Below are 15345 nucleotides of genomic sequence, written 5' to 3' on the forward strand. Positions count from 1 at the left end.
TTGTATAGGCCGAAGCTGAAAAACAAATGAGGGCTGGCTGAAAACTTGCTGAATTCAGCTGATTTTTAGGGAAGATTCAGTTGGTTTTCAGATAAAAACGAATAATAGGAGGGGAAGGGAAAAAACTAATCAGAGGTTTATGCCAACTAAGGAGAGAGCACAGCATGAATAGGATGAAAGGCATCAAGATTTTGCTCGTGGACGATGAACCGGCGATATTAGATTTTTTGACAATGGGACTTGAAAATGAAGGCTTTGAAGTCAAGACCGCGGCTGACGGAATGACAGCAATGAACATCGCAAAAACATTTCAGCCGCATGTGGCCATCCTGGATGTGATGATGCCCGGAATGGATGGACTGGAAGTATCGAGAATGATGAAAAAAACCGGCCATACCGCCGTTATTATGCTTACGGCAAAGGATGAGGTGGGGGTTCGGGTAAAAGCGCTGACAGAGGGCGCTGATGATTATATGATCAAACCCTTCAGCTTTGAAGAGCTGCTGGCGCGTATCTATGCAAGAATTCGGGATCACTTCCCTAACCTGTTCGAAGAAGTGGCGCTCGGCCCGTTTCGGATTGACGACCGGCGCAGAGAAATCCGTTATCAGGAAGAGGTGCTGAAGCTTTCGGCAACGGAATACGAGCTGCTGAAATTTTTGGTGCTGAATCACGGCCTTGTGCTCAGTAAAGCGAGGATTCTGGATAAAGTATGGGGCTATGACTTTTACGGGGAAGAAAATATTGTCGAAGTGTACATCCGTTCCTTGCGGGAAAAATTGAATGACAAAACGCATGAAGTGATCCGGACGGTACGGGGCGCGGGCTATCGGGTGGATATTGAATGAAAAAACGATTCAAAACGCTTCGCTTTCAGCTTTTATTCCGCTCGTTGTGCATTCTTGTTCTTCTATTGGTTTTTGTCGGCGCCATGCAATATGTGTTTGGAAAACGCCTTTTATATGAAAACCGCGCTGTCAGCATTCAAAGTTATATCAACTCGACGGAGCCGACCATATGGAAAAACATTGAAAGATACAAAAGCAATCCCGACGGCTCGCATAAGTCAGATGGTGCTGTCCGTCCCGCCTTTATTTATCCGGGTGTGACAATTGTTTTTATCGATAAAAAAACAAAAGCCAGCACGGTATTGTCGACGGACCCATATGCGGGAGCACCGCCAACATTTAAAAAAAATGTATATGACGAGGCATTGAAAGATACGATGGCCTTGCATTACAGAATGGTGAAAAATGAATCAGGCGAGGAAGTGCTGGTTGTGTTTCAGGCTATTACTATTGATGGAAAAGAAGCAGGCGTGATCCAAATGAGTGCTTTAACAGCACCGCTGATGGATGTGCTGCTCCGGCAAATCAGCATTTATTCCACGCTCTCGCTCGTCGCGCTCCTGCTCGGGCTTTTTACATTCCTGCCCGTGGTCAGACATACGCTCAAACCGTTATCACAAATGGTACATATGATGGGGCATATTAATGCTGGAAATTTGAATAAAAGACTTCCTGTTTATCGAAAACAAATGGAAATCGATACGCTTGCCATTTCGTTTAATCACATGCTGGAGCGGATTGAAACGTCATTCAAAGCAGAAAAAGAAGCGAAGGAGCGCATCCGGCAATTTGTATCAGACGCTTCGCATGAACTGAGAACACCTTTAACATCCATACACGGCTTTATAGAAGTGCTGCTGCGGGGCGCAGCGCTTCAGCCGGAGCAGAGAGAAAGAGCGCTGAATAGTATGTATGAAGAATCGAAGAGAGCCACTCGGCTGATAGAGGATCTGCTGTTTTTGGCAAAAATCGATCGGGTGCCGAGCTTTGAAATGAAGAGAGGCGATCTCGATTCGCTCATAAGGGAAATGGAGCCGCAGCTCAGTCTGCTTGCGAAAGAAAGAAAACTGCAGCTGCTGCTTGAGGATCATGCTGAAGCGGTGTTTGACGGGGATAAAATGAAACAGGTCATTTTGAATTTGGTTTACAACGCGGTGCAGTATACGGATGAGAAAACCGGTGCCATCACCATCTCGCTGCAAAAAAACGATGACGGCGTCATGCTGATGATAGCGGACAACGGCACAGGCATCGCACCGGAGCACTTGCCGCATTTATTTAACCGATTTTACAGGGCAGACCCATCCCGTTCCCGAAAATATGGAGGTTCGGGACTGGGACTTGCCATTACAAAGTCGATTATCGACAGCCATAATGGGACGATTGACGTCAAAAGTGAAATCAGCAGAGGCACTGTTTTTCTGATCAGGCTTCCTGCGACAGAATAGGGCTGTTACTCGGCAGGCGAGTGGGAAAATTTCTTCAGCCGGTATTGAAGGCTTTGTCTGCTGATGCCAAGCTCCTGAGCAGCTTTCGAGATGTTATGGCCGTGTTTTCTTAACACGTTCTCAATCACATATTTTTCGAAGCTCTCCATTTTTTCTTTTAAGTCCGCGGCCGGCTGGTGTCTTGGTGCTTCAGGCTCTGGGGTATCAGCCGGTTTGATTTTCATGCGGTATTGATAGGGCAGATGGGAAGCCGTAATCGTTTGCTCATCCGTCATGAAATTCATTGCGCCTTCGATCATATGCTCAAGCTCCCGAATATTTCCCGGCCAGTCATAAGACATGAAAAATTGCTTCACGTCTTCGCTGATGTGTTCGACATTCATTTGGAACAGATGGTTGTTTTTTTGGATAAACTCTGACGCGAGAAGCAAAATGTCTTCTTTCCGTTCCCGAAGCGGCGGGATGATCAGTGTTACGACGCTCAGCCTGTAATACAAGTCCTTCCGCATCCGTTCACCCGCAATCGCATCAATCGGGTCTTCATTCATCGTGGCAATAATACGCACGTCAATCGGTGTATCCTTTGTCGAACCGATGCGCCTGATTTTCCGTTCTTGAAGAGCGCGGAGCAGTTTTGCCTGAAGACTCAGGTTCAGCGAGTTGATTTCATCTAACAGCAGCGTGCCGCCATGAGCTTGTTCAAACAGGCCGGGCTGGTCTACAGCGCCGGTAAATGCGCCTTTTTTCGTTCCAAACAAAATGCTTTCCACAAGGCTGTCTGGCAGCGCCGCGCAGTTTTGTGAAATAAACGGGCCCCCTGAGCGATCGCTGCCATTATGGATACTTTGAGCGAACAGCTCTTTTCCCGTGCCGGTTTCGCCTGCGAGAAGGACAGATGATGATGTGCGCGTTGCCCGCTTGGCGTTTTCGATGACATCTTGAATGGCCGGGCTGGTGCCGAGAATGCTGTCAAATGTATAGGTTGTGCTGCCTTTTTTGTTCATATTTTCCCGGATCAGCCGTTCAAGCTTTGTCACATCCTTGGCAATTTCGACTGCGCCCCTGATTTTGCCGTCTTGGACGATGGGATATGTATGATTGATCGTCGTGATTTCCTGGCCTTTATTATTGAAGTAGCTTTGCTTCACATTTTTAATTGTTTTGCCTTCCTGAAGAGCCTGTACCAGAGTGCTGTCCTGTTGTTTCGAAAACATAAATACATCCATCAGGTTTTTATTCAGGACGTCATGCTTCTCCATATCTTCAATCTGCATCATTTTGTTGTTATAAACGATCGTGTTTCCATGCTCGTCTACTACGTGCAGGCCAACATCGATTTCATCCAAAATGCTTTGAAAAACCAATGTGAGGAATTCGCTGTCTTTGACCACTGTATAAACCTCCCTCAATTATTTTCTTAATATTGCTTCTATTTTATAAAAGAATGGAGAGGATATGCAAAAGAATTTTGCACTTGCTGAAATTTTTGCTCGAAATATCAGAATCTTTTTGCACCTTGTCCTCGAAAATTGTAGAAAACACACGAAATCTTGATTTGGCACAGAACTTGCATTTATAAAAAGGGAAAGCAGGATAACATGTGGAAACAGAAAACAAGGGGGAATTCAAATATGCCAGCTTTATCTAAATCCAAGGAAATTATTGATCAGACGTCTCATTACGGAGCTAACAATTATCATCCGCTCCCGATTGTTATTTCTGAAGCGCTGGGTGCTTGGGTAAAGGACCCGGAAGGCAATGAATATATGGATATGCTGAGTGCTTATTCTGCGGTGAATCAGGGTCACAGACACCCGAAAATTATTCAGGCATTGAAGGATCAGGCTGATAAAATCACCCTCACGTCGCGAGCGTTTCACAACGATCAGCTTGGACCGTTTTATGAAAAAACAGCTAAATTGACAGGCAAAGAAATGATTCTGCCGATGAATACAGGAGCTGAAGCGGTTGAATCTGCAGTGAAAGCGGCGAGACGCTGGGCTTATGAAGTAAAAGGCGTAGCAGACAATCAAGCGGAAATCATCGCATGTGTCGGGAACTTCCACGGCCGCACAATGCTGGCGGTATCTCTTTCTTCTGAAGAGGAATATAAAAGAGGATTCGGCCCGATGCTTCCGGGAATCAAATTAATCCCGTACGGTGATGCGGAAGCGCTTCGTCAGGCCATTACGCCGAATACAGCTGCGTTCTTATTCGAACCAATTCAAGGCGAAGCGGGAATTGTCATTCCGCCTGAAGGGTTTTTGCAGGAAGCGGCGGCGATTTGTAAGGAAGAGAATGTCCTGTTTATTGCGGACGAAATTCAGACTGGTCTTGGACGTACAGGCAAGACGTTTGCCTGTGACTGGGACGGCATTGTTCCGGATATGTATATCTTGGGTAAAGCGCTTGGCGGCGGTGTGTTCCCAATCTCATGCATTGCGGCGGACCGCGAGATATTAGGCGTGTTTAACCCGGGCTCACACGGCTCTACATTTGGCGGGAACCCGCTGGCATGTGCAGTGTCTATCGCCTCATTGGAAGTGCTGGAGGATGAAAAGCTGGCGGATCGTTCTCTTGAGCTTGGTGAATACTTTAAAAACGAGCTTGAGAGCATTGATAACCCTGTCATTAAAGAAGTCCGCGGCAGAGGGCTGTTTATCGGTGTGGAATTGACGGAAGCCGCACGTCCGTATTGTGAGCGTTTGAAGGAAGAAGGGCTTTTATGCAAGGAAACGCATGATACAGTCATTCGTTTTGCACCGCCATTAATCATTTCCAAAGAGGATTTGGATTGGGCGATAGAGAAAATTAAGCACGTGCTGCAAAACGCATAAATCTGCACCATGGCGGGATATTCACTTCGTTTGTATAAATTTACAACAGAAAAATCAGCACTCCCTATTTGCTCAGCTACAGTATTTTAGTATAATGTATCTTTATGAGAAGAAGTGAATTTTATATTAAATAGATAGAGACTCTTTGGACAGCAAACTGGGATACGCACCATGTAGATGTTCCAGCTTAGATCCAATACAAGTTGCTGAAGGGGTGCAGAATGTGAATACTAACCAAGATAACGGAAATCAGCTCCAGCGGACGATGAAATCACGCCACTTGTTCATGATTTCATTGGGCGGAGTGATCGGAACCGGTTTCTTCCTTGGAACCGGGTTTACCATTAACCAGGCGGGACCGCTCGGCGCGGTTCTGTCCTATTTAGTGGGCGGCTTTATCATGTTTTTGACGATGCTCTGCTTAGGAGAGCTGGCAGTCGCCTACCCTGTGTCGGGGTCCTTCCAGACCTATGCGACAAAATTTATCAGCCCGGCCTTCGGGTTTTCGTTCGGCTGGCTGTACTGGCTCGGCTGGGCGGTTACATGCGCCATTGAATTCTTATCAGCGGGGCAGCTGATGCAACGCTGGTTTCCGCACATAGACGTGTGGATCTGGTGTCTGGTATTTGCGGCACTGATGTTTGTATTAAATGCGATCACCACAAAAGCCTTTGCAGAATCTGAATTCTGGTTTTCAGGCATTAAAATTTTGATTATCCTTTTATTTATTATTCTTGGCGGAGCCGCCATGTTTGGCCTGATTGATCTGAAAGGCGGAGAACAAGCGCCGTTTCTGACGCATTTTTATGAAGACGGGTTATTCCCGAACGGCATAAAGGCAATGCTGATTACGATGATTACCGTGAACTTCGCGTTCCAGGGAACTGAGCTGATCGGAGTTGCAGCCGGAGAAAGTGAAGACCCTGAAAAAACGATTCCGCGGTCCATTAAACAGACAGTATGGAGAACGCTTGTCTTCTTTGTGCTTTCAATCATTGTCATTGCCGGCATGATTCCGTGGAAACAGGCGGGAGTCGTGGAAAGTCCATTTGTTGCCGTATTTGAGCAAATCGGAATTCCATATGCCGCTGATATTATGAACTTTGTTATATTGATTGCGCTGTTATCTGTTGCGAACTCAGGTTTATACGCATCGACACGTATCCTGTACGCGATGGCGAATGAAGGACAGGCCTTCAAAGCGCTGGGCAAAACAAATCAGCGCGGTGTGCCGATGTACTCGTTAATCGTAACGATGGCTGTGGCCTGCCTGTCACTTCTGACAAAATTTGCGCAGGCTGAAACCGTATATATGGTGCTATTATCATTGGCGGGCATGAGCGCACAGGTAGGCTGGATTACGATTTCGCTTTCTCAAATCATGTTTAGACGCAAATATATCCGTGAAGGCGGCAAGGTAGAAGATTTGAAATTCAAAACACCGCTGTATCCGGCGCTCCCGCTGATCGGCCTGACGTTAAATACGGTCGTTCTCATCAGCCTTGCATTTGATCCGGAGCAGCGTATCGCGCTGTATTGCGGCGTACCGTTTATGGTCATTTGCTACATCATTTATCATGTCGTCATTAAAAAACGCCAGCAGGCAAATCGTCAGCTAGAGCTTTAAAAACGTTGTCCGCAAGTCATCTTTGTTATAACCCGCATAGGACATTATCTTATATGTTGAGGTGGAATCACAGATGGATAAAACGATTTCGGTTATTGGAATGCCAATGGATTTAGGACAAGCACGACGCGGAGTGGACATGGGCCCGAGTGCCATCCGGTACGCCCATTTGATCGAGAGGCTGTCAGACATGGGGTATACGGTTGAAGATCTCGGTGACATTCCGATCAACCGCGAAAAGATTAAAAATGACGAGGAACTGAAAAACCTGAATTCTGTTTTGGCGGGAAATGAAAAACTGGCTCAGAAGGTCAACCAAGTCATCGAAGAGAAAAAATTCCCGCTTGTCCTGGGCGGCGACCACAGTATTGCGATCGGCACGCTGGCAGGCACAGCGAAGCATTACGATAATCTCGGCGTCATCTGGTATGACGCGCACGGCGACCTGAATACACTGGAAACATCACCATCCGGAAATATTCACGGCATGCCGCTTGCCGTCAGCCTTGGCATCGGCCACGAGTCATTGGTTAACCTTGAAGGATACGGGCCTAAAATCAAACCGGAAAACGTCGTCATCATCGGCGCCCGGTCACTTGATGAAGGAGAGCGCAAGTATATTAAGGAAAGCGGCATGAAGGTGTACACGATGCACGAAATCGACCGTCTCGGCATGACAAAGGTGATTGAAGAAACCCTTGATTATTTATCAGCATGTGACGGCGTCCATCTCAGCCTTGATCTGGACGGACTTGATCCGAACGACGCACCGGGTGTCGGAACCCCTGTCGTCGGCGGCATCAGCTACCGGGAGAGCCATCTGGCTATGGAAATGCTGTATGACGCAGGCATCATCACCTCAGCTGAATTCGTTGAGGTCAACCCGATTCTTGATCATGAAAACAAGACTGGCCAAACAGCGGTAGAGCTCGTTGAATCCCTGCTAGGGAAGAAATTGCTGTAACAAAAAACCCCCGCGCCGCGGGGGTTTTCTTTATTATCCAATCATTTTCTCAGCGACTTTCATCTCCTGTGTATGGGTTTGATGGTCCGCAATAAACCATCCTGATAAAATCACTGCTGCTACGCCTGCACCAATCAGAAATTTTTTCATTTATATAACCTCCGTTCGTTTGATCAGTTCTTCAATTTGTAATGCTTCATAAAAAAAGTGGGCAGCTTCTTTGTAAAGCTCATGCTCCCTATACCGTTCGCCAGCCAAAATGGAAAGTTCTCTTACACTGTCATACTCTTTCTCGGACACCAAATCATCCATATGTTGTTTGCATAAGTGAAACGTTTCCGCATGACCTCCTTTTGCATAAATGGCATATAAAATATCTATTTTTGCCTCACATATTCTATTCGGCTCGACAGTCAATTTTTCCTTCGCTTCTTGGTAATAAGATACAGCCTGTTCGTACTTTTTGATTTTAAACAGCTCTCGTATCAGCAAGTAGACAGAATGATAGTAATAGGCAGAGCGGGCGTATTCTTCGTTCTGTAAGGCCTCTTCTAATTTGGAGACCGCCTTTTCTGATTTGCCGCTTTGCGCATGGAGAAGTCCGAAGTTATGCAAGAGCTGGGCTTCGAAAAAATGATCCTCTAATTCTCTCGTGATCCGAATCGCTTCGTCCAAGTACGTTTCGGCTTCTTCAAATTGGCTCATCTCGGTAAAATTGCCTGACATGGTGATCAGTGCTGAGGCCAGTTTCTTTTTATAATCGGTCTCTTCCCTGAACGTTTTGACTGCTTGCCGTGTATGGTTGAGGGACACAATATTTTGCCCAAGCTTATAATAGAGCTTACCGACTTTCAGGTGAAATTCGGCTTTCTCAATCGGATCGGGGATGTTGTTGAGATACTGCTCTGCATCTTTATACAGCCCAATGGCAATGTCATAATTATTTTTATAGGCCTCATACATGCCTTCAAATAGAAAAAAGTAATATTTCAGCAGGTCAGACGTAGCATTCATATGAGAAGGCTCCTCATGCTGAAAGCCCTGTCCTCTCGCCTCGTGAAGCAAAACCTTATGGCGCAGTTCCAATAAGGAGAAGTAGGCAAGCACCTCCTGATCCTCTTCCATGTCATCCAATAAAGGCTTCACTTCTTCAAAACAACGGGCGGACTCTTCAACTTCATGTTTCTTGATGGCAAGATACCAATCATTGAGCATGTTAGCGATTTCTGCGGGTGCAATTTTATTCATGTGAAACTCCTTTCTCTAGTGTCTTATCAATCTCAGTTGCTTATTCTGATAGTAACACCTCTTTCTATTTTATGTAAAATCCTCTAGTCAATATATGAAGGAGAGATGATATGACAATCATACTGACCCCTATGCAGACAGAAGAATTTCGGTCTTATCTCACGTACACAACAAAGCATTACGCCGAAGAAAAGGTAAAAGCGGGAACTTGGCAGCCTGAAGACGCACTGCGCCTGTCTAAGCAGACCTTTTCTAATCTGCTTCCGAAAGGTCTGGAAACACTCCATCACCATGTATGGAGCCTTACGCTGAATGAAAAGGAAAGCGTTGGCTGGCTCTGGATCCATGCTGAGCCGGAGCATCCGCAGCAGGAAGCGTTTATTTATGACTTTGGGTTATATGAACCGTACCGCGGCAAGGGCTACGCAAAGCAAGCATTGGCGGCACTAGATCAGACGGCTCGCAGCATGGGAATTCGGAAGCTTTCCCTACACGTCTTTGCCCATAATCAGACGGCGCGGAAGCTATATGAGCGAATCGGATTTCAAGAAACGGACGTGGTGATGAGCAAGAAGCTGTAACGAAAAGGGCCTGATAAAGGCCTTTTTTCTGTAAATGATTTCTAAAAATTCTGTAAATCACCTAGTTACTTTCCTTATTTTCCTAATATAATGTGGGTGAGGAAAACACCTTTCCTACATTCACAAGAAAAGAGGAGATGTAATGAAGTTGAAGAAACGGGTGTCAATATTTTTGGTAGCGCTTACAATGTGCGGCGGCCTGTTTGTTTCTCCCGCGAAAGCCGTAAAGACCACAAACTATGCTGAAGAAATCGCCGCACTGCAGCCAGGCACGACACCAGAAGAAATCATGAAGTCCGCCAGCCAGATTGCCAAACAGCAACACGTAAAGCAAGACGTCATTCTGAAACAGTTCTATAAGGAAATCACAGCTGATAAAGCAGAAGGCGATAGACTCGCCAAGGAAAGCGGCATGTCTGTCATGGGCGGATCGTCCGGCACGAAAAAACTCCCGACAAGTGCGAAAGGCAATATCTATTACACCAACTCCTACACAGCCTACTACAATCACGGCCACGTCGGCATGTACTCCGCAGCTGACAAAATTGTTGAATCTGTCCCGAGCGACGGCGTCAGGCAGATCGCTTACAATGCCAGAGACGTGGAAGACAACTCCATCGTACAAACAGTCAGCGTCACCTCATCTCAAAAAACATCTGCTGCCGACTGGGCGGTATCAAAAGTCGGCGACCCATATTCATTTAACTTCGTCAATAACAGAAATACCGGCCATGACGGCGCCAAAAACTGTTCAAAGCTCCTATGGTCTGCCTTTTTGCTGAAAGCAGGCATTGATATCGACAGCAACGGAGGCTTAGGCGTGTATCCGCGCGACATCACCAGCTCTTCCTATACGACAACCATCATGACCATTTACTAAGGAGAAGGATATGAAAAAGAGGATGATCGCTATCGCCTTGCTGATTCTCGCAGGAATCGCGCTATTTGTCTTTGTTTCTCCTCTCACAAGCCATAAAGCGGTGAATCAGCAGGATCTTAGAGACGCCGATTTTCTGGATGACAAAGAAGCCCTGCTGTATTTCTCATCCTCTGCGGATCAAGATGCATTTGGCGGCGGGAAAAGCTACGCCCTGTTTATCAGCCGAGACGGGTCGCTGTCTTCATTTCAGATGAAGGGCCTTGAGCTAGGCTCAGCCAAGGTACACGGCAACAGTGTGATGCTGGAGGATAAAAACACGATTTACACGATCAAAAACGGCTTGCGCTCCCATAAAAGAGCCTATCAGCACACCGGAGACAGCGCAGGCTTTCTGCAAAACACGGACGGCTTTTACACCCTATACAACTCAGGCTACGACAAAAAGGGAGACGGGTACCGTTCAGAGCTATACCGCCAGATCGACGGAGAGTGGAAAAAAGACGTCATCCCCTACTACATCCGCGCCTCCGGTTTTCATGACGGCGTTATTTACGCACTCGTCCCGACAGCTGACGAAAAAGGCTATCAGCTCCTCCAGATTCAAGCAGATCAAAAGAAGCTCACCTATCACACCATAACGGAATGGCAGTACCGGGAAGGAGCCTCAGTCGAATCCCAGCTTGCTGTGGACGATCAGGCTGTTTATTTTATGGTTCGCGGCCAAAAAGCCCGCAATCTCTATCAAATGGTCAAGATCAACAAGAAAAGCGGCGAAGTCGAGCTGCACGACATCGCCGAATACAAAAACGACGAACAAACGATATACAGCTCCATGCCCTTCAGCTTTAAAAGAAGCTTTTTCCCTTATGACGGGCACTTGTACTTCATTGACGGCTTCGGAAAGGGATACAAAATCGATGCAAAGACAGGAAAAACAAGCACCGCCTTCACCCTTTCCCGAGACAAAATGAAAGCCGATTTCAGAGAAATCACCCAAAAAGGCAGCAGCCTCTATTTCTTCACATACACGTATAACAAGCCTGCATACATTGAACAGTACAGTCTGAAAACCGGAAAGAAAGTGAAGGAAAAAGAGATTGGGAAGGTAAAGGAGATCGTGACGCCGAAGAGTCATTTGAAGCTGTATGATTTTGAGGTGATGAAGGGGTTTTAAGGGCAAGGAGGTTAGTATGGGAGCCATCGCTGTGTTATTAATCGTTTTTGGTTTTCCGATCATCGCAGGTGTATTTGGTATAGCGGGTCATTTTTTATTTAAGAGATTTTGGGTGGCGCCGCTCATTGTCCTAATGGCGAGCATCATTTTGTTGTTTACATTAGCATCTGGCAACAGTTCATTTTTGTTTTGGGTTGTGCTCTATACTGCAATTGCGTTAGGAACCAGTGTGGTCACATTATTTCTCAGGAAATGATTATTCAACTGATCGCTGTTTATGAAGAGACTTGTGAAGTCTCTTTTTTCTGTTGCGCAATTTGATACATATCAATGATAGAACGTTGTCCAGCCTCCATCTAAACGTGATTCAAAACTATAAATCTCGAATGGCCTTTTAAAACAAACAAAGTGTTAATTGTTGTAAAATAAATATATAAAATGGATGCAGATAAAGGAGGAATCATATGCACACCAAACGTGTCATTCTTCTGGCCGTTATCATCAGTGTGATTTCGGCGGCTACGATGTTCCTGTTAAACGGAGGTAAAGCAGATTGGTTGGACATCCTCGGAACCATTATCGGCTGCTTTCTTGGCATATTTGTTGTTGGAAGAATACAGAAAAAACAGTCGTGAAAAAGGGAAAGGGTCATGCCGAACCGAAGTCATGTTCAAGGGCGCAAAGTCCAAACACATGAATGGGAGGAATGGCGTTGACAGGAAATAAAGCGGTTGTGTACAAAGGCAAAGGGACTGTAGCGGTGGAGGATATCGGTTATCCAGAGTTAATCTTGAAGGACGGGCCCGGCGTTCCGAAGGCGAATGTAAACCGGAAATGTGAGCACGGGGTTATTTTGAAGGTCATTACAACCAACATTTGCGGAAGCGACCAGCATATGGTGCGGGGGCGCACAACAGCGCCTGAAGGCTTGGTGCTCGGGCATGAAATTACGGGAGAAGTGATTGAAACGGGGCGGGATGTTGAATTTATCAAAAAAGGCGACATTGTATCCGTTCCTTTCAATATTGCCTGCGGGCGCTGTGTGATGTGCAGAACGCAGAAAACGCATGTATGCCTGAATGTCAATCCGGATCGGCCGGGATCGGCTTACGGCTACGTCGATATGGGCGGCTGGGTCGGCGGACAGTCGGAATACGTCATGGTGCCGTACGCCGATTTTCAGCTTTTGGTATTCCCTGATAAAGAACAGGCGTTAGAAAAGATTCTCGATTTGACCATGTTATCCGACATTTTTCCGACTGGCTTTCACGGGGCGTACACAGCGGGCGTGCAAACAGGTTCAACCGTCTATATCGCTGGAGCGGGACCTGTCGGCTTAGCCGCTGCACACTCCGCCCAGCTGCTTGGCGCTTCTACAGTCATTGTCGGGGATTTGAACGAAGACAGACTGGCACAGGCGAGAAGCTTCGGCTGTGAAACGGTCAACGTGAAAAAACACGACCGCCTCGGCGAGCAAATTGAACAAATACTAGGTGAACCGACCGTTGATGCCGCAGTGGACTGTGTTGGCTTTGAAGCGTCCGGGCACGGCAGCCAAGGAGAAGCGCCAGCCGCCGTGCTGAACTCAATCATGGACGTCACCCAGGTCGGCGGAAGCCTCGGCATTCCAGGCTTATACGTGACCGAAGATCCCGGTGCAAAGGATGCGGACGCCAAAACAGGCTCATTAAAAATCCGCTTCGGACTTGGCTGGGCCAAAGCCCACACCTTCGTCACCGGGCAAACACCCGCTATGACATACAACCGCAACTTGATGAAAGCGATCCTCAGCGGCAGAGCGCAAATCGCAAAAGCCGTCAACGCCACTGTCATTTCTCTGGACGACGCGCCAAAAGGATACAGCGATTTTGACAAAGGAGCGGCGAAGAAATTTGTGATTGATCCGCATGGAACATTGAAATAAAAAAAAGCCGGCGGTTCAATCGAACGCCGGCTTTATTGCTGATAATCGGTTTCTTCAAAGCGATCTCCTGATTCGTCTTGGACAATTAAATCCCCTTCGATTTTGTCCAGTCCAATCAGAATATAAGGGTTTTTCTCATTTTCCTCGGGAGCCGGCTTTCGTTTCACAGTTACAATCGTTTCTTTAGGCGAGTATTTGACGTCTGACACCTCAAGCTTCTTATCCTTCTCGCTGCTTCCGAGAGACACCACGACCATTTTTTTGCCTTCTGATATGGTGAAGACTTGATATCCTTTTACATCATCATGCATTTGAAGATAATTCGCGTATATTTCTAAGTCTGAACTGCCTTCGCCGATCCGTTCCTTCTCTAACACCCAATAAGACGGCTGACACCCAGCAAGCAGCAACATGATCACAAAAAGCCAAACCCATCTAAGCCGCAAATGCAGACCTCCCCATACTTCGATTACATCCAAACTAACACACGAGCGAAATAGAGTCATCAACAGCTTGTTTGTCGAATTGTGGATAAAACTCAGCCCGAAGCACTACTAACATGTGAATAAATAGGTTATATTGGGAAGAGAATATTTGCAAAAACGCAAGAAACCATCGGAGGATTTGAACATGAAACAAACGTATTTTTCCTGTGAAGAACACATCGAAACGGTGCTGGATATGTACATAGACGACCACGAACTGCCGCCCGAAATCAGAAAAATCGAACATACTAACAGTTTATCCACAGCCTGTGAATTATGTGGAGACCCCGCAGTATATATAGTGGGGAACGAATGATCTTACACAAAATACAGAAAAGATATCCACAATTGTGGACAACATATATGAATAACTTGTTTTTAAAGTGGGGATGACCTGTGAATATCAATATTGTGACAATCGGAAAACTAAAAGAAAAATACCTTAAGCAAGGCATTGAAGAATACACCAAACGACTTTCGGCCTACGCAAAAATCGACATCATCGAACTCCCGGACGAAAAAGCGCCGGAAAACCTAAGCGACCAGGACATGAAAATCATAAAAGACAAAGAAGGCGACCGCATTCTATCAAAAATCAGCCCCGACGCCCACGTCATCGCCCTCGCCATCGAAGGAAAAATGAAAACATCCGAAGAACTAGCCGATACAATAGATAAGCTGGCTACTTATGGAAAAAGCAAAGTCACCTTCGTCATCGGCGGATCACTCGGATTGAGCGACGCATTGATGAAGCGAGCGGATGAAAAGCTGTCGTTTTCAAAGATGACGTTTCCTCATCAGTTGATGCGTCTCATACTAGTTGAGCAGATTTATCGGGCTTTTCGGATTAATCGTGGGGAGCCTTATCATAAATAAGTAGGGACTTCACGTCGTCATTTGAAATTAATGTTACTAGAGGTAAGTGAAATGACATTATAATTTTTTTTAGAAAGAGAGAGTTTATTTAATGGTTAAAGATCCCTTTGGTAAAGAGGAGTTATATATTGCTTGGATGAGATGTAGATACTCTATAGTCCAAGATGTAACAAAGTTTAAAATACATTCAGAGATGAGTTTTTATGATACATACATCGATCAAATAATTTTGGACCTTTATCATAGGTTGAAGAATAACCAGTATAGGTTTTCTAATAAGCAAATTTTTTTAATGCCTAAAAATAATGGATTATTAAGAAAAAACTCTTTTATGGAAATTGAAGATCAAATAGTGTCGCATGCAATCTTAAATTTTATAGGTAGAAAAATAGATTCCAAATTTTACTATTGGAGTTGTGCTAATAGAATACCAAGAAAAAAAACAAAATTCTC

General features: G+C 45.8%; 18 protein-coding genes. 14 read left to right on the forward strand and 4 right to left on the reverse strand.

Translation table 11 applies throughout. The features are described from left to right. Positions 1-164: 164 nt before the first annotated feature. Both LWH95_RS20235 and LWH95_RS20240 read left to right on the forward strand, forming a co-directional pair. A complete protein-coding gene (locus LWH95_RS20235; protein WP_119914554.1) occupies positions 165-848 on the forward strand; it encodes a response regulator transcription factor in 684 nt (227 codons plus the stop codon). After that, positions 845-2296 carry a sensor histidine kinase gene (locus LWH95_RS20240; protein WP_232920242.1) on the forward strand — a complete coding sequence of 484 codons (1452 nt, stop codon included), beginning with the start codon at positions 845-847 and terminating at the stop codon, positions 2294-2296. The genes LWH95_RS20235 and LWH95_RS20240 overlap by 4 nt, the downstream gene beginning before the upstream one ends. A gap of 5 nt (positions 2297-2301) precedes the next feature. On the opposite strand, the gene rocR is transcribed toward LWH95_RS20240, so the two are convergent. Continuing rightward, a complete protein-coding gene (rocR, locus tag LWH95_RS20245) occupies positions 2302-3687 on the reverse strand; it encodes an arginine utilization regulatory protein RocR (protein ID WP_003236508.1) in 1386 nt (461 codons plus the stop codon). A gap of 240 nt (positions 3688-3927) precedes the next feature. Between rocR and rocD the strand changes: the two genes are divergently transcribed. The 3 genes from rocD to rocF all read left to right on the forward strand — a co-directional run bounded on the left by rocD (position 3928) and on the right by rocF (position 7724). Beyond that, positions 3928-5133 carry an ornithine aminotransferase gene (gene rocD / locus LWH95_RS20250; protein ID WP_232920243.1) on the forward strand — a complete coding sequence of 402 codons (1206 nt, stop codon included), beginning with the start codon at positions 3928-3930 and terminating at the stop codon, positions 5131-5133. A gap of 223 nt (positions 5134-5356) precedes the next feature. After that, positions 5357-6760, forward strand: coding sequence for an amino acid permease (locus tag LWH95_RS20255; RefSeq protein ID WP_084994074.1), 1404 nt, complete (start codon positions 5357-5359; stop codon positions 6758-6760). A 73-nt stretch (positions 6761-6833) separates the two neighbouring features. Beyond that, positions 6834-7724 (forward strand): arginase, encoded by an 891-nt coding sequence (gene rocF / locus LWH95_RS20260; protein WP_003236498.1) that lies wholly within the window; start codon positions 6834-6836, stop codon positions 7722-7724. A gap of 33 nt (positions 7725-7757) precedes the next feature. On the opposite strand, the gene LWH95_RS20265 is transcribed toward rocF, so the two are convergent. Both LWH95_RS20265 and rapG read right to left on the reverse strand, forming a co-directional pair. Then, on the reverse strand, positions 7758-7874 hold the full coding sequence (locus tag LWH95_RS20265) for a Phr family secreted Rap phosphatase inhibitor (RefSeq protein ID WP_060399931.1): 117 nt from the start codon (positions 7872-7874) through the stop codon (positions 7758-7760). After that, positions 7875-8972, reverse strand: a complete 1098-nt coding sequence (gene rapG / locus LWH95_RS20270; RefSeq protein ID WP_148982253.1) for a response regulator aspartate phosphatase RapG — start codon at positions 8970-8972, stop codon at positions 7875-7877. It lies immediately after the preceding gene. Positions 8973-9082: 110 nt separating this feature from the next. On the opposite strand from rapG, the gene LWH95_RS20275 reads away from it, so the two are divergent. The 6 genes from LWH95_RS20275 (at position 9083) to fdhA (ending at position 13531) form a co-directional block, all read left to right on the forward strand. Then, the gene (locus tag LWH95_RS20275) at positions 9083-9553 is read left to right on the forward strand and encodes a GNAT family N-acetyltransferase (protein ID WP_003236492.1); all 471 of its coding nucleotides are present in this window, start codon (positions 9083-9085) and stop codon (positions 9551-9553) included. A gap of 142 nt (positions 9554-9695) precedes the next feature. Beyond that, positions 9696-10433 (forward strand): YiiX/YebB-like N1pC/P60 family cysteine hydrolase, encoded by a 738-nt coding sequence (locus LWH95_RS20280; RefSeq protein ID WP_133485282.1) that lies wholly within the window; start codon positions 9696-9698, stop codon positions 10431-10433. A 10-nt stretch (positions 10434-10443) separates the two neighbouring features. Then, positions 10444-11607 (forward strand): hypothetical protein, encoded by a 1164-nt coding sequence (locus LWH95_RS20285; RefSeq protein WP_232920244.1) that lies wholly within the window; start codon positions 10444-10446, stop codon positions 11605-11607. 16 nt (positions 11608-11623) lie between these two features. Then, positions 11624-11863, forward strand: a complete 240-nt coding sequence (locus tag LWH95_RS20290) for a DUF2651 family protein (RefSeq protein WP_232920245.1) — start codon at positions 11624-11626, stop codon at positions 11861-11863. A 208-nt stretch (positions 11864-12071) separates the two neighbouring features. Continuing rightward, positions 12072-12242 carry a hypothetical protein gene (locus LWH95_RS20295; protein WP_232920246.1) on the forward strand — a complete coding sequence of 57 codons (171 nt, stop codon included), beginning with the start codon at positions 12072-12074 and terminating at the stop codon, positions 12240-12242. 62 nt (positions 12243-12304) lie between these two features. Beyond that, complete coding sequence (fdhA, locus tag LWH95_RS20300; RefSeq protein ID WP_232920247.1) at positions 12305-13531, forward strand: formaldehyde dehydrogenase, glutathione-independent; 1227 nt, start codon at positions 12305-12307, stop codon at positions 13529-13531. 32 nt (positions 13532-13563) lie between these two features. Here the strand turns inward: fdhA and LWH95_RS20305 are convergent, their stop codons facing one another. Continuing rightward, positions 13564-13977, reverse strand: a complete 414-nt coding sequence (locus LWH95_RS20305; protein ID WP_133485293.1) for a hypothetical protein — start codon at positions 13975-13977, stop codon at positions 13564-13566. A gap of 184 nt (positions 13978-14161) precedes the next feature. Here LWH95_RS20305 and LWH95_RS20310 point away from each other — a divergent pair, with 184 nt between their 5' ends. From LWH95_RS20310 to LWH95_RS20320, 3 genes are all read left to right on the forward strand, one after another. Next, positions 14162-14332: a CxxH/CxxC protein gene (locus LWH95_RS20310; RefSeq protein WP_133485295.1), complete on the forward strand. Its 171-nt coding sequence runs from the start codon at positions 14162-14164 to the stop codon at positions 14330-14332. Between the two features lie 80 nt (positions 14333-14412). Then, positions 14413-14892, forward strand: a complete 480-nt coding sequence (rlmH, locus tag LWH95_RS20315; RefSeq protein WP_232920248.1) for a 23S rRNA (pseudouridine(1915)-N(3))-methyltransferase RlmH — start codon at positions 14413-14415, stop codon at positions 14890-14892. Between the two features lie 91 nt (positions 14893-14983). Further along, a partial coding sequence (locus LWH95_RS20320) for a hypothetical protein (protein ID WP_232920249.1) occupies positions 14984-15345 on the forward strand: 362 nt, incomplete at its 3' end.

This window comes from Bacillus sp. G16 (assembly GCF_021282335.1).
Taxonomy (GTDB): domain Bacteria; phylum Bacillota; class Bacilli; order Bacillales; family Bacillaceae; genus Bacillus; species Bacillus inaquosorum.